General features: G+C 72.4%; 15 protein-coding genes. 11 read left to right on the forward strand and 4 right to left on the reverse strand.

Annotated elements, in window-relative coordinates:
• Positions 1 to 77: 77 nt before the first annotated feature.
• On the reverse strand, positions 78 to 764 hold the full coding sequence (locus CP967_RS16565; protein WP_150488709.1) for a bifunctional DNA primase/polymerase: 687 nt from the start codon (positions 762 to 764) through the stop codon (positions 78 to 80).
• Between the two features lie 553 nt (positions 765 to 1,317).
• Here CP967_RS16565 and CP967_RS16570 point away from each other — a divergent pair.
• On the forward strand, positions 1,318 to 2,790 hold the full coding sequence (locus tag CP967_RS16570; RefSeq protein ID WP_150488710.1) for a PP2C family protein-serine/threonine phosphatase: 1,473 nt from the start codon (positions 1,318 to 1,320) through the stop codon (positions 2,788 to 2,790).
• A 116-nt stretch (positions 2,791 to 2,906) separates the two neighbouring features.
• On the forward strand, positions 2,907 to 4,370 hold the full coding sequence (locus CP967_RS16575; protein WP_150488711.1) for an aminopeptidase P family protein: 1,464 nt from the start codon (positions 2,907 to 2,909) through the stop codon (positions 4,368 to 4,370).
• A gap of 48 nt (positions 4,371 to 4,418) precedes the next feature.
• Here CP967_RS16575 and CP967_RS16580 read toward each other — a convergent pair whose 3' ends face one another.
• Positions 4,419 to 4,955 (reverse strand): ATP-binding protein, encoded by a 537-nt coding sequence (locus CP967_RS16580; protein ID WP_150488712.1) that lies wholly within the window; start codon positions 4,953 to 4,955, stop codon positions 4,419 to 4,421.
• A gap of 257 nt (positions 4,956 to 5,212) precedes the next feature.
• Here CP967_RS16580 and CP967_RS16585 point away from each other — a divergent pair, with 257 nt between their 5' ends.
• The 9 genes from CP967_RS16585 (at position 5,213) to CP967_RS16625 (ending at position 15,331) form a co-directional block, all read left to right on the forward strand.
• A complete protein-coding gene (locus CP967_RS16585; protein WP_150488713.1) occupies positions 5,213 to 6,022 on the forward strand; it encodes a hypothetical protein in 810 nt (269 codons plus the stop codon).
• A 99-nt stretch (positions 6,023 to 6,121) separates the two neighbouring features.
• On the forward strand, positions 6,122 to 6,859 hold the full coding sequence (locus CP967_RS16590; protein WP_150488714.1) for a YcnI family copper-binding membrane protein: 738 nt from the start codon (positions 6,122 to 6,124) through the stop codon (positions 6,857 to 6,859).
• Between the two features lie 41 nt (positions 6,860 to 6,900).
• The gene (locus CP967_RS16595) at positions 6,901 to 7,554 is read left to right on the forward strand and encodes an SCO family protein (RefSeq protein WP_150488715.1); all 654 of its coding nucleotides are present in this window, start codon (positions 6,901 to 6,903) and stop codon (positions 7,552 to 7,554) included.
• Complete coding sequence (locus CP967_RS16600; protein ID WP_150488716.1) at positions 7,551 to 7,994, forward strand: copper chaperone PCu(A)C; 444 nt, start codon at positions 7,551 to 7,553, stop codon at positions 7,992 to 7,994. The genes CP967_RS16595 and CP967_RS16600 overlap by 4 nt, the downstream gene beginning before the upstream one ends.
• A 14-nt stretch (positions 7,995 to 8,008) precedes the next feature.
• On the forward strand, positions 8,009 to 10,012 hold the full coding sequence (locus CP967_RS16605) for a copper resistance CopC/CopD family protein (RefSeq protein ID WP_150488717.1): 2,004 nt from the start codon (positions 8,009 to 8,011) through the stop codon (positions 10,010 to 10,012).
• Positions 10,013 to 10,155: 143 nt separating this feature from the next.
• A complete protein-coding gene (gene efeB / locus CP967_RS16610) occupies positions 10,156 to 11,388 on the forward strand; it encodes an iron uptake transporter deferrochelatase/peroxidase subunit (RefSeq protein ID WP_229888419.1) in 1,233 nt (410 codons plus the stop codon).
• Between the two features lie 137 nt (positions 11,389 to 11,525).
• Complete coding sequence (gene pheA, locus CP967_RS16615; RefSeq protein WP_150488718.1) at positions 11,526 to 12,461, forward strand: prephenate dehydratase; 936 nt, start codon at positions 11,526 to 11,528, stop codon at positions 12,459 to 12,461.
• 780 nt (positions 12,462 to 13,241) lie between these two features.
• The gene (serS, locus tag CP967_RS16620) at positions 13,242 to 14,519 is read left to right on the forward strand and encodes a serine--tRNA ligase (protein ID WP_150488719.1); all 1,278 of its coding nucleotides are present in this window, start codon (positions 13,242 to 13,244) and stop codon (positions 14,517 to 14,519) included.
• Complete coding sequence (locus CP967_RS16625) at positions 14,516 to 15,331, forward strand: HAD family hydrolase (protein WP_150488720.1); 816 nt, start codon at positions 14,516 to 14,518, stop codon at positions 15,329 to 15,331. The genes serS and CP967_RS16625 overlap by 4 nt, the downstream gene beginning before the upstream one ends.
• Positions 15,332 to 15,741: 410 nt before the next feature.
• Here CP967_RS16625 and CP967_RS16630 read toward each other — a convergent pair whose 3' ends face one another.
• Together CP967_RS16630 and CP967_RS16635 are read right to left on the reverse strand one after the other, a co-directional pair.
• Complete coding sequence (locus CP967_RS16630) at positions 15,742 to 16,437, reverse strand: hypothetical protein (protein WP_150488721.1); 696 nt, start codon at positions 16,435 to 16,437, stop codon at positions 15,742 to 15,744.
• Between the two features lie 296 nt (positions 16,438 to 16,733).
• Positions 16,734 to 17,453, reverse strand: coding sequence for an ABC transporter permease (locus tag CP967_RS16635; protein ID WP_150488722.1), 720 nt, complete (start codon positions 17,451 to 17,453; stop codon positions 16,734 to 16,736).
• Positions 17,454 to 17,456: the final 3 nt, after the last annotated feature.

The following is a 17,456-nucleotide window of genomic DNA, read 5'->3' on the forward strand; positions in this document are numbered from 1 at the left end:
GTTTCGGACAGAGATACCGGGCCGTGCGGGCGGTACGCGTCCGGGACGCCCACCGCCCGCACGGCCCCGTGGCCCGCTCAGTACGCCAGTCTGCTGCCGTCGCCCGGAGCGCCGGTGCTCGCCTCGACCAGCGCGTCCAGCACCACCTCCACGTCCGGGAGCCAGGGAACGCCCTGCCGGCCCGGCCGGGGGCTCCGCTCCCAGCGGACCTGCCCCGTCCCCACCTCGGACGGCGGCAGGACGAGGTAGCCGCCCTCTCCGTGGAATCTCAGCGAGCTGGGCACCCAGTCCTTCTCGTGCAGCAGCTCTCCCAGCCTCTCCAGGCCGTAGGGCGCGACCAGCAGGGACCAGCGGGTGGGCGTCGCCACCACAGGGCCGACCCGCAGCCCTCCGGCGTCCAGCGCCGCGAGCGCACGCGCGCCCGCCACCGCCGGAAGGCTCAGCGCACAGGGCGCGCGCCCGCCGGTGGCGAGCACGAGCGGAGCCGTGGGCCGGTTGCCCCACCACCAGCGCACCATGCGCTCGTCGGTCGTCGCCGCGAGCAGGCCGGGGTCGAAGGGATGTGCGCCGGGTACGGCGCACCCGGGGTCCGGGCAGGCGCAGCCACGCCCGCGTTCACCGCGTGTACCCGCCGTGGCGGTGGCCACCCCGGGAACCAGGGGCCATCTCCAGACGGTGGCGCAGGTCAGCGCCGCGTCGAGCCGGGCAGAACGTGCCGCGCGCCGGGTCCGGCGCCTGCGTCGCCTTCCGAGGATCTCGCGCATGAGCGCTCGTTCCTTTCCGTTGAACGCCGAGGTCCACATCACACCACGCGCCGGTCACCCGACGCGTTCGTCTCTTCACTGAACGTGTGTACATGTCCGCCGGGTGGTGCGGGACGGACATGAACTCGTGCCGAGGGTGCGCCGATTCGATCGGAGTGGAACAAAAAAGGATCAGAGTGGAACCGAACAAATTTCTGCGGAGTCGAGTCCGCTCAAAACATCGCGCGGACGGCGTGTACATCACGCTGCTTGCCGCCCCTGGTGCTGCCCGCCGCGAGGGGGCGGACGTGCGGCCGTCACGGGTGAGGACGTCCGGGCTCGCCGCCGGGTTCCGGGGCGTGTCCAACTGCCCCTGACCGCACTCGATTACGTACCCCGCTTGCCCGGAATGACGCTCCCTCGGGCACTTCACCCCGAGGACTCCCCTACCGAGCACGCCCAGTCGACCGCAGAAAGCCGGACAGGGGTACATTTTTCGGCCAAGTTAGCGGCTCGCCGGACACCGCAAATACCACAAGGACAATACTGGACATCACCTTCCTTATGCGTGTAGATGTGGTTCCGTATACATGCGGTTGCACCGATAGCGGTGCAGCACGACGTGGGGGTTTGTGATGCCATTCGACAAAACGCACCGGTCGGAAAGCCGAATGTCATGAGCGCCCCGCACCTGCCGAAAGTGGCTGGAATCGATTCACTGATTTCGGTTTCAACGCACCCCTCCGCGCCCTTGCCGGACACTCCGGCGCCGCCGGGTTCCTTCTTCCAGGACCGCCTGGCCGGCTGGGTGTCCGATCTGACCACCCTGCACGAGTTCACCGAGAGCCTGGCCGGGACCGGCACACTCGACGGGGCCCTGCACGAGACGCTGAGCGCGGGCGCCGCCCTGATCGGCGCCCGCCGCGGGCTCCTGGTCCTCGAACCGGCCGACGGACAGGGCCCCTCCCGGACGGCCGGCCTCGGCCTCGCCCACGCGGACCTCGGACTCATCGAGACGGTGCCCCGCGGTACGACCGCCCACGGCCGGTTCCTCGACGGCCTCCCCGGCACCGGCGGCGCCCAGGCGGACCCCGACATCCTCGGCGATCCGGACACCGGCGCCCGAGCCCGCGAGGTCGCCGTCCGCCTCGGATACGCGGCCGCGTTCACCCTCCCCCTCGCCACCCCGGACACAGGCCGGCTCGGGGCGGCCGTCTGGCTGTACGACGAGCCCGCGGAGCCGCTGGAGCGCCGGCGCCATCTCGTCGGCCTCTACGGCCGTTACGCGGCCCAGCACATGGCCCGGCTGCTGGAGCTGGAACGGGCCAGGGCGGACGCCGCCCTCATGGCCGGGGAACTGCTGCCGAGCAGGCTGCCCCGGACCCCCGGGGTGCGGCTGGCGGCCCGGCACCGGACCGGCCCCGAGGGCGGGGGCGACTGGTACGACGCCCTTCCCCTCCCGGACGACACGCTGGGGCTCTCCGTCGGCTCGGCGGGCGGATCGGGGCCGAGCGCCCTGGCCGCCATGAGCAGGCTCCGCGCCGGACTGCGGGCCTACGCCGTGATGGAGGGCGAGGACCCCGTCGCCGTACTGTCCGATCTCGAACTGCTGCTGCGGATCACCGAGCCGGCCGGAACCGCCACCGCCCTCTACGCCTACTGCGAGCCGGGCCGGCGCGCCGTGCTGCTGGCCGGGGCGGGCCACAACCCGCCGCTGGTGACCGGTGAGCGGCGCACCGAGTTCGTGGAGACCACACTGTCCGCGCCGCTCGGCATGCTCTCCTGCTGGGAAGCGCCGAGCGTGGAGTTCTGCCCGCTCCCCGGGGAAACCCTGCTCCTCTACACCGACGGCCTGCTGCGCCGGACCGGCGAGGCGGCCGACCGGGCGTTCGCCCGGCTGCGGGCGGCCGCGGCGGCCGTGCCCAGGGACCTGCGCGAGGACCCCGGCGCCGTGGCCGACCACGTCCTCGGGGCCGTTCTGCCCGACGGCCCCGGCCGGGACGGGCACGGTGAGGACGTGGTCGTGCTGGCCGTGCGTTTCGACTGACGGACCCCGCCCGCCAGGTAACAGGTCTTCCGGCCCTGGGCCCCCTTCCGTACGCCCGTACGATGGAGGGGGCCTGGTGGCGTATAAGGCCCAGTTTCGTACAGGAAGGACAAATCGTGTCTGACGAGCTCACCCCGGAGAACCCGGAGACAGCCGAAGCAGAGCCGATCAAGCAGCGGAAGAACGGCCTGTACCCGGGCATTTCCGACGAGCTCGCCGAGAACATGAAGTCCGGTTGGGCCGACACCGAGCTGCACGGCCTGGAGCCGATCGCCCAGGCCGGCCGCACCGCCGCGCGCCGTGCCGCGCTCTCCGCCCGTTTCCCCGGCGAGCGGCTCGTGGTCCCCGCGGGCAACCTGAGGACCCGTTCCAACGACACCGAGTACGCGTTCCGCGCCTCCACCGAGTACGCCTACCTCACCGGTGACAAGACGCAGGACGGCGTCCTGGTCCTGGAGCCGTCCGGCGCCGGCCACGAGGCGACCGTCTACCTGCTGCCCCGCTCCGACCGGGAGAACGGCGAGTTCTGGCTCGACGGCCAGGGTGAGCTCTGGGTCGGCCGGCGCCACTCCCTCGCCGAGGCCGAGCAGCTGCTGGGCCTGCCCGCGAAGGACGTCCGGGAGCTCCCGGCCGCCCTGGCCGCGGCCACCGGCCCGGTACGCGTCGTCCGCGGCCACGACGCCGGCGTCGAGACCGCGCTGGACGACAAGGTCACCGCGGAGCGCGACGAGGAGCTGCGGGTCTTCCTCTCCGAGGCCCGCCTGGTCAAGGACGCCTTCGAGATCGCCGAACTGGAGAAGGCCTGCGACGCCACCGCGCGCGGCTTCGAGGACGTCGTGAGGGTCCTCGACAGGGCCGAGGCCACCAGCGAGCGCTACATCGAGGGCACCTTCTTCCTGCGCGCCCGCGTCGAGGGCAACGACATCGGCTACGGCTCGATCTGCGCCGCCGGCCCGCACGCCACCACGCTGCACTGGGTCCGCAACGACGGCCCGGTCCGCCCCGGCGAACTGCTGCTGCTGGACGCGGGGGTGGAGACCGACGAGCTCTACACCGCCGACGTGACGCGCACCCTGCCGGTCAACGGCACCTTCTCCCCGCTCCAGCGCAAGATCTACGACGCGGTGTACGAGGCCCAGGAGGCGGGCATCGCGGCGGTGCGGCCCGGCGCCGCCTACCGCGACTTCCACGACGCCGCGCAGCGCGTCCTCGCCGGGAAGCTGGTCGAGTGGGGGCTGCTGGGCGACCTGTCCGTGGAGAAGGTCCTGGAGCTCGGCCTCCAGCGCCGCTGGACCCTGCACGGCACCGGGCACATGCTCGGCATGGACGTCCACGACTGCGCCGCCGCCCGCACCGAGACCTATGTGGACGGCACCCTGGAGCCCGGGGTCTGCCTCACCGTGGAGCCCGGACTGTACTTCCAGGCCGACGACCTGACCGTGCCCGAGGAGTACCGGGGCATCGGCGTCCGCATCGAGGACGACATCCTCGTCACCGAGGACGGCAACCGGAACCTTTCCGACAAGCTGCCGCGCCGGGCCGACGAGGTCGAGGCGTGGATGGCCCGCCTCAAGGGCTGATCCGGTCCCGGCGCGGACGCGCGCGCCACGGGACGGAGGGCGTGCTGCTCAGGACACCATGAGCAGCGCGCCCTCCCGCCATTTCAGGACCTTGTCGAAGCTCACCACGGCGCCGTGGCCGGGGCGGTTCCCGAAGTGGACGTGATCGGCGAGTTCCTCGATCAGGCAGAGTCCCCGGCCGCTCTCCGCCATGGCCGGCGGACGGGTGTCCGGTGCCTGCGGATCGGCCTGACACCCCGGCGGGGCGTGCGGACCGGCGCGAAGCGCGTGCCGCGCGGGGAAACCGGGCCCCGAGTCGGCGACTTCGATACGGCATCTCCCGCCGTCCAGATAGGCGGTGACCCGGTACTGGCCACAGGCCTGTCCGGGCTGCCCGGCATCCGCGCGGCCGGGATCAGGGACGTCCTCGTCCCCTCGCCCGCCGTGCTCGACGGCGTTCGCACACGCCTCGCTCAGCGCGACCGACAGGTCGTAGGAGACATCCGGATCCACCCCCGCGGTCTCCATGGTGCCGAGCAGGAAACGCCGGGCGAGCGGAACGCTCGCGGCTTCGCGCCGCAAATGGAGTGACCACCACATGCTCATGCTTCAGCCTCCTGGCTGCGGCTCGACATACGGTTACGTATTGCCGGGGCAGGCGGCAGGTAAGCACCCCGCGGCGATGACAGCGCTCGTTCGGCGGATGGAAAAGGTCCGTATTCCGGTGTATGTCCATCCCTCCCGTCCCCGGGCACCGGGCGTGAACAGGCAGGACGCGCACGGACCGCCCCGTACCGTGCGGATGCGGAACTTCCGGACCTGCCGTACCGGGGCCGGGGCCTCGGTGCGATGATGGCCCGGCCATGTCTCAGCCCGTCGCACGCGCCGGAGCCGGTCTGCGGCTCATGAGGACCGCGGTGTTCACCGCGGTCTGCGTCGTGCTGGCCGCGGCGGGCCACACGTTCGCCTCGGGCGCGGGCGTGACCGGGTGGACGGCGGCCGCCGGTTTCCTCGTGGTCTTCGCCGCCGTCGCGGCACTCGCCGGACGCGAGCGCTCCCTGCCCGCCATCGCCGGCGCGCTGACGGCCGGGCAGATCGCCCTGCACGCGCTGTTCACGGCCGGCGGCCCCCACACCGCGGGCCCCGCCCGTACCGGGGACGACCCGCTGATCCGGTTCGCCGCCGGGCTGGTGTGCGGCGCGGGCCCCGACCGGATCGGTCCGGCCGAGGCCCACCGCATCGTCAGCACCGCGGGCATCGATCCGGCGTCACTGGCACAGGGCGGCCACGCGCCCCTGGCGTCCGGCGCCGCCGACCCCTCGGTCGTGGCGGTGGCGGCGGGGCTCCTGCCCGGCCTGCCCATGTTCCTGGCGCACCTCCTCGCCGCGCTCGCCACCGGCTGGCTGCTGCGCCGCGGTGAGGTGGCGGTCTTCCGGCTGGTCTCGCTCTCGGCGTACGGCGGGCGGCAGCTCGCCGCCGGTGCCAGGCTGCGCGCGCTGCGTGCGGCCATGGCCCTGGTGCGCGCGCTGCGCGCCGGGCTCCCGGACCGGTCCGCGACCGGCCCGCTGCGTCCGCGTACGGCGGCCGACGCCCCGGCACCCCCGGCCGAGGACCCTCTGCAGCATCTGGTGATCAGGCGCGGGCCTCCCCCCGTGTGCGTACTCGCGGCCTGACGCGGCCCCTCCGCCGGACCCGGTGACGAGGTGGCCGTGAGCCGTCGCGCTTCCGCGCGCCGGACCACCTCTTCCCCTGACCTGTGGAGTGATACCGCCATGAACGTTTCCCGCGCAGCCGTCGCCGGCGCCCTCGCCGCGTCCACCGTCCTGCTGCTCGCCGGGCCCGCCGCCGCGCACGTCAGTGTGCAGCCGCAGGGCGAGGCGGCGAAGGGCGGCTACGCCACCGTCAACTTCAAGGTCCCCAACGAACGTGACGACGCCTCCACCGTCAAGCTGGAGGTGAACTTCCCGACCGACCACCCGCTGGCCTCCGTCAGCCCGCAGCCGGTCGCCGGCTGGAAGATCGAGGTCACCAGGAGCAAGCTGGCCGAGCCCCTGGAGGTACACGGCAAGAAGATCAACGAGGCGGTCTCCAAGGTCACCTGGACCGCCGACGGCAAGGGCGTCGAGCCCGGCTTCTTCCAGCAGTTCCCGCTCTCGGTCGGACAACTTCCCGAGGACGCCGACCAGCTGGTCTTCAAGGCGCTCCAGACGTACAGCGACAAGGAAGTCGTCCGCTGGATCGAGGAGCCGGCCGAGGGCGGCGAGGAGCCCGAGAGCCCCGCCCCCGTCCTCCGGCTGACCGCCGCGGCGGCCGATGCCCACGGGGGCGCCGCGGCGGACGGCAAGGGCACCGACGCGGAGCACGCGAAGGAGACCACGGCGTCCTCGGAGACCGCCGCGTCCGGGAACGGCAGTGACAGCACCGCCCGGGTCCTGGGCGTCGTCGGCATCGTCATCGGTGTCGCCGGAGTCGCCTTCGGCGTCCTCGCGGGCCGTCGCCGCTCCGCCTGACACCGCTCCACCACCCGCACCACAACAGGAAACAGTTCCCCATGCGCAACAAGAAGACGGTGTGGGCCGCGGCGTTCGCCGCCGCGGCCGCACTCACCCTGTCCGCCTGCGGCGGCGAGTCCTCCGCGGGCTCGCCGGTCGCCGACGTGTCCACCCAGGCGAAGACCCAGGCCGCGACGGTGCTCGACCAGCCGTTCACCAAGCCGGACCTCGTCCTCACCGACACCCACGGCAAGACCTACGACCTCCGGAAGGAGACCAAGGGCAAACCGACGCTCATCTACTTCGGCTACACCAACTGCCCCGACGTCTGCCCGCTGACCATGAGCAACATCGCGCTCGCCAAGCGCGCCCTGCCGAAGGCGGACCAGGACAAGCTCCAGGTCGTCTTCGTCACGACCGACCCCGAGCGGGACACACCCGAGTCCCTGGGCAGCTGGCTGAAGGCCCAGGACCCCGGCTTCACCGGTCTCACCGGCGACTTCCCGGCCATCCAGGCGGGGGCACGGCAGATCGGCATCGGCATCGACGCCCCGAAGAAGGAGAAGGACGGCACGGTCGTCTCGATGCACGGGTCCCAGGTCATCGCCTTCTCCCCGAAGACCGACCAGGGGTACGTGCTGTACAGCGAGGACACCACCGCCGACGACTACACGAAGGACCTCCCCGCGCTCATCGAGGGGAAGAACCCGTGAGACGCCGCACCGCCCTGGCCGGTGCGCTGGTCCTCACCACCGGGCTGGCGCTGACGGGGTGTTCGTCCGGCGGCGCGCCCGTGCTGGAGGTGACCGGCGCGTTCATGCCGCAGCCCGTGAGCGACATGGCGGCCGGCTTCCTCGTGGTGCGGAACAGCGGCGGCGCCGACCGGCTCACCTCGGTGACCAGTCCGCTGTCGGACCACGTCTCCATCCACGAGACGAAGGACCGGGTGATGCGGATGGTCACGTCGTTCGAGGTGCCCGCTGGCGGGCAGCTGGACCTCGAACGCGGCGGGAACCACCTCATGTTCACCGGCCTCAAGGAGCGGCCCCGGCAGGGGGACACGGTCCCGGTGGAGCTCCACTTCGAGAAGGCGGGCCGCATCGCGGTCGACGTCCCCGTCAAGGAGACCACCTACAACCCGAGGAAGCAGTGAGGTACTGACGCCCCATGACGACCACCGCCCCCCGCCCCGGGCCGCCCCTGATACGCCGGCCGCTCGCCGCCGTCGCACTCCTCGCCGCGCTGATCGCTCTGCTGTCCGGCACGGTGCTGGCCGGTGCGACCCCCGCGTCCGCGCACGCCGCGCTGACCGGGAGCGACCCGCAGGACGGGGCGGTGGTCGCCACCGCGCCGCAGGAGGTCACCCTCACCTTCTCCGAACAGATCGCCATGGGTGACGACTCGATCCGGGTCCTCGACCCCGAGGGGAAACGGGCCGACACCGGCGGGCCCCGCGACCTGTCCGCCGGCGGCCCCGTCCGGTACGCGGTGTCCCTGCACGGCGGGCTGCCCGAGGGCACCTACACGGTCGCCTGGCAGGCGGTGTCCGCGGACAGCCACCCGGTCGCCGGGGCCTTCACCTTCTCCATCGGCGCTCCTTCCGAGACCGAGGTGGCGCTGCCCTCCGCCGGCTACGGGGGCGGTCTCGTCGGCACGGTCTACGGCATCGCGCGGTACGCCGCGTACGCCGGTTTCGTCCTGCTGGCGGGCGGCTCGGCCTTCGTGCTGGCGTGCTGGCGGCGCGGCGCGGGGGCACGGCCGCTCCAGCGCCTGGTCGTACAGGGCTGGCTCACCCTCACCGTGTCCACCCTGGTCATGCTGTTCCTGCGCAGCCCCTACACCGGGTCGGGCAAGCTGTCGGACGCGTTCGACCTGGCCGGGCTGCAGGCCGCCCTCGACACCAAGCCGGGTGCGGCGCTGGTGTCGCGGCTGCTGCTGCTCGGCGCCTCCGCCCTCTTCGTCGCGGTCCTCTTCGGGACGTACGCCAAGCGGGAGGACGGGAAGGAGAAGCAGGACCTCACCTTCGGGCTGGCCGTCGGCGGGGTGGTCGTCGCCATCGGTATCGCGGGCACCTGGGCGCTGGCGGAGCACGCCTCGACGGGCATCCAGCCGGGCATCGCCATGCCGGTCGACGTGGCGCATCTGCTCGCCGTCGCCGCCTGGCTGGGCGGACTGGCCGCCCTGCTGGTCGCGCTGTACCGGACGCCGGACCTCACCGCGGACGCGGTACGCCGGTTCTCCCGGGTGGCGTTCGGCAGTGTGGCCGTCCTCGTCGCGACGGGGCTCTACCAGTCCTGGCGGCAGGTGGGGTCGTGGTCCGCGCTGACCGGCACCCGTTACGGGCAGCTGCTGCTCGTCAAGGTGGCCCTGGTCGTGGTGCTGCTCGGTGTCGCCTGGTTCTCCCGGCGATGGACCGGACGCCTGGTGGCGGGGGGCGGTACGGCCGGGGAAAGCGGTACGGCCGAGGAGGGCGGTACGGCCGGGGAGGGCGGCGCCACCGCGGCGGACCGGGAGGGCCCGGACGCCGTGCGGGACAAGGCCCCCGGCGAGAGCCCGGAGACGGCGCACGGAGCCGGGGAGAGCGGCGGAGGGGTCGGGCCCGAGCGGGCCGCCCAGCTCGCCCGGCAGCGGGCCGCCCTGGCGGCGACCCGGCAGAGGCGGGCCCGGGACGCCGACCCGGACCGCTCCGGACTGCGCCGTTCCGTGCTGGTGGAGACCGGCATCGCGGTGGTGCTCCTCGCCGTCACGACCGTACTGACGTCCACCGAACCCGGACGGACCGAGGAGGAGGCCGCCCGGAGCGGCGCGGCGGCCGCGGCCCCCGTGACCGGAGGGCCGGTCGGCCTCAGCCTGCCGTTCGACACCGGCGGTGTGAACGGCAAGGGGACCGTACGGCTGGACATCGACCCCGGCCGGACCGGCGCCAACGACGTACACCTGTGGATCGACGGGCCGGACGGTGCGATGGACGTCCCCGAGGTGAAACTCGCCCTCACCCTGGAGGCCCGGGACATCGGACCGCTGCCGGTCGTCCCCGACCGGATCGCGGCGGGGCACTGGGCGGCCTCAGGGGTGCGGATCCCGATGGCGGGCGACTGGGACCTCTCGGTGACCGTACGCACCTCGGACATCGACCAGACCACCGTGGACACGAACGTGAAGATCGGCTGAGCAAGGTGAGCAAGAAGAAGGACAGGGCCCCACGGGCGGACGGGACGCGGACCGGAGCGACGCGGACGGACGCGCGGGCCGCGGACGGCCCCGGGACGGACACGCGCACGGACGACGGGGCACGGCCGGCCACTACCGCCGGTGTGTCCCGGCGGCGGCTCATCGGAGGAGCCGGTGCGGCCGGGGCCGCCGGGCTGGTACTCGGGGCGGCCGGGGGCGCGGGCGGTTACGCCGCGACCCGGGACGACCCGCCCGCCGCGCTGACCACGATCGGCTCCACCGAGGTGATGTTCCACGGGAAACACCAGCCGGGGATCACCACCCCGCTCCAGGCCCGTGGTCATCTGGTCGCCTTCGACCTGGCATCCGGTGCGGGCCGCAGAGGGGCGGCGGCCCTGATGCGCCGCTGGTCGGCCCTGGCCGAGCGGCTGATGGCCGGCCGTACCGCCGGGGGTGGAGCAGGGCACGACACGGGGGTGGCACTGGACGCCGGGCCGTCCTCACTGACCGTCACCTTCGGGTTCGGGCGTTCCTTCTTCGAACGCACGGACCTGGTCGACCGCCGGCCGGCCGGGCTGGACCCGCTGCCGCCCTTCTCCTCCGACCACCTCGACGCCGGGCGCTCCGAGGGCGACCTCTGGGTCCAGATCGGTTCCGACGACTCCCTCGTCGCCTTCCACGCGCTGCGCGCCCTGCAGAAGGAGGCGGGGGAGGCGGCCCGGGTGCGGTGGCAGATGAACGGCTTCAACCGGACCCCCGGAGCTACGGCCAGGCCGATGACCACGCGCAATCTGATGGGGCAGGTGGACGGGACCAACAACCCGGAGCCCGGGGAGAGCGATTTCGACCGGCGGATCTTCGTGCCGTCCGGCGGACCGGCGGCGCACGCGTGGCTGGAAGGCGGTTCCTACGCCGTCGTACGGCGGATCCGGATGCTGCTGGACGACTGGGAGAAGCTCCCGGTCGGCCGGCAGGAACAGGTGATCGGCCGCCGCAAGGCGGACGGCGCGCCGCTGAGCGGCGGCACCGGGACGACCCCGATGGACCTGGACAAGACGGGTGCGGACGGGAAGCCGCTGATCCCCGCCAACGCCCACGCCCGCATCTCCTCCCCCGAGAAGAACGGCGGGGCCGCCATGCTGCGGCGGCCGTTCTCGTACCACGACGGTCTCCTGGACGACGGCTCCCCGGACGCCGGGCTGCTCTTCATCTGCTGGCAGGCCGATCCCTTCCGGGGCTTCGTCCCGGTGCAGCGCAAACTGGACCGGGGCGACGCGCTCTCCCCCTTCATCCGGCACGAGGCCAGCGGCCTGTTCGCCGTGCCGGGGGGCGCCGCACCCGGTGAGTACGTGGGGCAGCGGCTGCTCGAAGCGTGAGCCGGGCGGAGCGGCGGCGGGGCGATGGCGGGCCGGTGACGGAGAGGCTGCGGGCCGGTGACGGGCCGTTCCGCCGGCGTGGTCCCGGGTTCCGTCCGGCGGTCCGTACGGCGGGCAGACCCCATTAGGGTGACCGTATGTCAGCCACGCGTTACGCCTATCTCGGCCCCGAAGGCACCTTCACCGAGGTGGCTCTCCGCACCCTCCCGGAAGCCGCCACCCGCGAACTCGTCCCCATGGTCTCCGTTCCGGCGGCGCTGGACGCGGTACGCAACGGGGAGGCCGCGGCCGCCCTCGTCCCGATCGAGAACTCCGTCGAGGGCGGAATCACCGCGACGCTCGACGAGCTGACATCCGGCGCCCCGCTGATGATCTACCGCGAGGTGCTGCTCTCCATCACGTTCGCGCTGCTGGTGCGGCCCGGGACGGAACTCTCGGACATCAAGACCGTCACCGCTCATCCGGCGGCCCAGCCCCAGGTGCGCAACTGGCTGGCCGCCCATCTGCCGAACGCGGTGTGGGAGTCCTCCGCCTCGAACGCCGACGGCGCCAGGCTCGTCCAGGAGGGCCGGTTCGACGCCGCCTTCGCCGGTGAGTTCGCCGCCGCGACCTACGGGCTGGAACCGCTGGTGACGGAGATCCACGACGCGGCGAACGCGCAGACCCGCTTCGTGCTGGTGGGCCGGCCGGCCAGGCCCTCCGCCCCGACCGGGGCGGACAAGACCTCGGTCGTCATCTGGCTCGGCGCCGACCGGCCGGGGGCCCTGCTGGAGCTGCTCCAGGAGTTCGCGGTGCGCGGGGTGAACCTGATGCTCATCCAGTCGCGGCCCACCGGGCAGGGCATCGGTAACTACTGCTTCGCCGTGGACGCGGAAGGACACATCGCGGACCGGCGGGTGGGAGAGGCCCTGATGGGACTGAAGCGGATCTGCCCGAACGTGCGGTTCCTGGGTTCCTATCCGCGGGCCGGGGTGACACCCGACGAGGTGAGCCCGCTGCGGACCGGTACGTCCGACCTGGACTTCACGGACGCCGCCGACTGGCTGGCCCGTAGCCAGGACGGCCGGGCCTGAACCGGCGGGAGCCGGTACGGGGAAGCCTGTTCTGGTTCCGGGAGCGGTTCCCGGGCCGGCCGCGGGCCGTGAGCGGCGGAAGGCGGTGTGGCGGTCCGGGCCGTCCCGCGCCCAGGGCCCCGCGTCCGGAGCGTCCCGCGCCCAGGGCCCCGCGTCCGGGCGTGGGGCATCCCGTGACAGGACGACATCCCGCGTCGGAGTGGGCCGACCGTACACGAAGGTTATCCACAGGGGAGTCTCGCGCCTGGGGACAAGTCGACACCGCTAAGCCGCATCATCGACAAACGCCCCCACTACCCCAAGATCACCCACTCCCCCTACCGGCGCCTTTCTCTCTCAATTCCGTTGATCAACTCCTTGATGTGCGAAATTGCCACCCGAATGAGTGTGCACAACGGGTTTGGGTGACGAATGCGCGCCTTTCGTCGGGTTTTCGGAGCGCCGCCTTCCGGTGTCCACAGAACTTCCTCACAGCCTGTGGATAACTAAGCGGCCCAGCATGCCCCTGTGGACAAGTCCCGGCTCCCGCCCGCCCGTCGCGGGCCCGCCCGCCTGTCGGCCGCAGTCGGCGCACGCGGAGACCGCACGTCAATTCCCCGCCGTCGGTGCCACCTTTTCGAGGGACGGGAGGCCACATCCGCCACTTCCCTCACCCCTCACCATTCCGCCGTGATTCCTTGCCGGGAGCAATGAAGTAGGCCAATGCCGACAAAACGCCCCCCGGAAGATCCGGAAGATATCGGTTCGAGAGGCGGATCCGCGCACCGGTAGCCTTGAGGGGTGATTGACCTTCGCCTGCTCCGTGAGGACCCCGACCGTGTTCGCGCCTCCCAGCGCGCCCGTGGAGAGGACGTCGCGCTCGTCGACGCCCTGCTCTCCGCCGACGAGCTGCGCAGGTCGTCCGGCGTCCGCTTCGACGAACTCCGCTCCGAGCAGAAGGCGCTCGGCAAGCTGATCCCCAAGGCCACACCCGAGGAGCGCACCGAGCTCCTGCGGAAGGCGGACCGGCTGAAGGCCGAGGTGAAGGCGGCCGACACGGCTCAGGACGAGGCGGACGCCGAGGCCAAGCGCCTGCTCCTGATGCTCGGCAACGTCGTCCACGAGGACGTACCGGTCGGCGGCGAGGAGGACTTCGTCGTCCTGGAGACGCACGGAACGATCCGTGACTTCGGCGCGGAGGGCTTCGAGCCCAAGGACCACCTGGAACTCGGCGAGGCCCTCGGCGCCATCGACATGGAGCGCGGGGCCAAGGTCTCCGGGTCGCGTTTCTACTACCTGACGGGGGTCGGCGCCCTCCTGGAGCTCGCCCTGGTCAACGCCGCGATCGCGCAGGCCACCGAGGCCGGTTTCGTGCCGATGCTGACCCCGGCGCTGGTGCGCCCCCGCGCCATGGAGGGCACCGGTTTCCTCGGCCAGGCCGCGGAGAACGTCTACCACCTGGAGAAGGACGACTACTACCTGGTCGGGACCTCCGAGGTGCCGCTCGCGGCATACCACATGGACGAGATCATCGAAGCCGACAAGCTGCCGCTGCGGTACGCGGGCTTCTCGCCCTGTTTCCGCCGCGAGGCCGGCACCTACGGCAAGGACACCCGGGGCATCTTCCGCGTCCACCAGTTCGACAAGGTCGAGATGTTCTCGTACGTCGACCCCGCGGACGCCGAGGCCGAGCACCGCAGGCTGCTGGACTGGGAGAAGCAGTGGCTCACCGGCCTGGAGCTGCCGTTCCAGGTGATCGACGTGGCCACCGGTGACCTCGGCGCGTCGGCCTCCCGGAAGTTCGACTGCGAGGCGTGGATCCCGACCCAGGGCAAGTACCGCGAGCTGACGTCCGCGTCGAACTGCGACGGTTTCCAGGCCCGCCGGCTCTCGGTCCGCATGCGCGACGGCAAGAAGGTGCAGCCGCTGGCCACGCTGAACGGCACCCTCTGCGCCGTCCCGCGCACGATCGTCGCGATCCTGGAGAACCACCAGCTGGCCGACGGCTCGGTGCGGGTGCCCGAGGTGCTGCGGCCGTACCTGGGCGGCCGCGAGCTGCTGGAGCCGGTCGTCCGGTGACCTTCCCCTACAAGCTGGTCGCCACCGACCTCGACGGCACGCTGCTGCGGGGCGACGACACGGTCTCCCCGCGCACCCGTGAGGCGCTGACGGCGGTCACCGCGGCCGGCGCCGCGCACATCGTCGTCACCGGACGCTCCGTGGCCTGGACCAAGTACGTCCTGGACGACCTGGGATACGACGGCCTGGCCGTCTGCGGCCAGGGTGCGCAGGTCTACCACGCCGGTGAGCACCGGCTGCTGACCTCGCTGACCCTGGACCGCCAGCTGGCGGGGCTCGCCCTGGCCAAGCTGGAGGCGGAGGTCGGGCCCCTGGCGATGGCCGTGAGCCGTGACGGGCTGGAGGGCGAGGTGCTCGTCGGACCCGGCTACCGGGTGCACGAGGGATCGCTGCCCGCCGTCCTCGTCCAGGACACCGCCGAGATGTGGACCGCCCCGCTGAACAAGGTCTACATCCAGCATCCCGAGCTGGACGACGACGCCCTGACGCAGGCGGCCCGACAGGCCGTCGGCGGACTCGTGGACGTGGTCATGGCGGGTTCGGGCGTGGTCGAGATCCTGCCCCTGGGGCTGACCAAGGCGACCGGCCTCTCGCTGGCCGCGCGGCGGCTCGGGGTGAAGGCCGCGGACACCGTGGCCTTCGGTGACATGCCGAACGACATCCCCATGTTCGCCTGGGCCCGGCACGGCGTGGCGATGGCCAACGCCCATGACGAACTGAAGGCCGTGGCCCACGAGATCACCGCCTCCAACGATCAGGACGGCATCGCGTTGGTCCTGGAAGAACTCCTGCGGACGCCCGTGCGCTCCTGAGGGCGGGGCCTCGCGCGGACGGCCTCGGTCCCCCGGTGGGACCGAGGCCGTCCGCCGTACACGCGTGCGGTGCGGATACGCGTGCGGGGCCCGTCCCCGACGACGGCTCGGCAAGCCGCTGCCCTGCCCCTCGGCCGGTCCTCCGGGAGACAGCCGGGCGGAGCCGGGCCACCCGGGGGCCTGCGACGGACGGCGCCGCGGGCAGCTGACGGAGCTGCCGGGGTGCCCGCCCCGCTCCTTTCTGCGGGGAACCCGACGGACCCGTCCTCCTGGTCGCCGCCGTGCTCCCGGTCCCGTGCGGGGTGCGGGTCCGTTCCGCGCCGTCCGTTCCGCGCCGTCCGGCCCGCTCGCCGTGTCCGGGGACGCGGCCCGGGCGCCACCCGTTTCCGGGCAGCACCCCCGCCACGGCTTCATCCCCGGGGGCGGTGGCCGCCCCACTCCCTCAGTCCCGCCGCGAGGTCCTCCATACGGCTGTCGAGCCGGGCGATGCCCTCGGAGACGTCGCTGAGCCTCGGACCCGTGGCTCCGACGTCCCGGTGGGTGCCGTCCGGTTCCCGGTCGAGGACGTCGAGCCGGTGCGACATCCGGCTCAGCACGGGCCCGAGTTCCTGGAGCGCGCTGCCGACACCCGCCAGGCAGCCCTCCACCCGCGAGACCCGGCGGTCGAGCGAGGCACAGGAGGCCCTGAGGTCCTCCTCGGCGTCGAGCAGATGGGTCCTCACACGACGGGCGATGTCGCTGTCGCGAAGAAGCATGGCCACGTTGAGCACGGTCCGACGGGTGTACAACCGCAGCTGGGTCGCCGCCTGTGGATAACTCCCCGCTTCCTCCCCCTTCCATAGCGACATCATGTCGCTATGGAAGACACGCAGGTCAGAGCCGCGCAGAATCCTCATGCCGTTCTCCGTCAGCTCACGCTGATGCCGGTCCGTCAGCCTCTTCAGCGTGGTTGTGGATACTTCGAAGTAACAAGCGACCTCCTCTGCGCGAACGTGAATTCCGTCGGGGAGCATGACAAGGCCCTTGACCTTGTCCAGGGCGTCGACGCGCCCCATCCGCTCGGCGCGCAGGGTGCGTGATTCGAGCAGGGCGACTTCTGTGGGCACGGGTATGCCTTTCGTGCGCGGGTACGGCGAAGGGCGGCCCTGACCCGGGCCGTGAGGGTGGAGGGCGCTCACGGTCGCCACCTGTCCGATGGCCGGCCCGGCGGACCCTGGTCCGCGGGTACCGGCATTCCCCGATTTCACGAAAGCTCTACGCCACGGATTCCAGTTGCCTCCACGCACCCGGCCCAACGACCCGGTCCCCGGGCGGTCACGCGTCCCGCGGTCCGGGAAGCGGACGACCCCCGCCCGGTGGGCGGGGGTCGCGGTGGCAAGGGTTCAGGCCGGCGCGGCGGTGCTCACTCCTCGCCCGCCAGCTTCAGGCCCCGCAGCTTCTGGCCGGCGTACCAGGTGGCCACGAGCGTGACCCCCACCAGCAGCACCGTCGCCAGGGGCAGTCCGACGTCGGAGGTCACCAGGCCGTCGCCGGCGACCTTCTCCGCGACGGACAGGGACCACTGCTGCACGCTGAGGGTCCTCGCGCCCGGGACCAGGCTTCCGAAGAGCGCCTCCCACACCAGCGCGTACACCAGGCCGAAGACCACCGCGTGCCGGCTGACCGTCCCCAGCAGCAGGAAGAGCGCGCTGTACGCGATCGAGGCGACCAGCGCGGCGATGGTGTACGCCACGGCGATCTGCCCGCCGTTGCCGTTGAGAATCAGGCCCGCGACCATGGTCGGCACCGCGGAGAAGAGCATCGTCACCGCGACGGCGACGACCAGCTTGGTGCAGATGATCGTCGGCCGCTTCACCGGCTTGGACAGCAGATAGACGATCGAACCGTCGTCGATCTCCGGCCCGATGGCCCCCGTTCCGGCGATGACACCGATCAGCGGCACCATCGTGGCGATGGCGAACCCGCCGAGCACTCCCGAGGCGACGGCGTCGTCGGCCCCGGCGAACATCCGTACCGCCACGGCGATGGCCACCAGCAGCAGGGGCAGGACGAACAGGATGGCGGCCCGGCGCCGGCCGAGCAGGGCCCGGTAGGTGAGCCGGGCGACTGTGGGGTCGTACATGAC

The sequence above is a fragment of the Streptomyces nitrosporeus genome, from assembly GCF_008704555.1.
GTDB lineage: Bacteria > Actinomycetota > Actinomycetes > Streptomycetales > Streptomycetaceae > Streptomyces > Streptomyces nitrosporeus.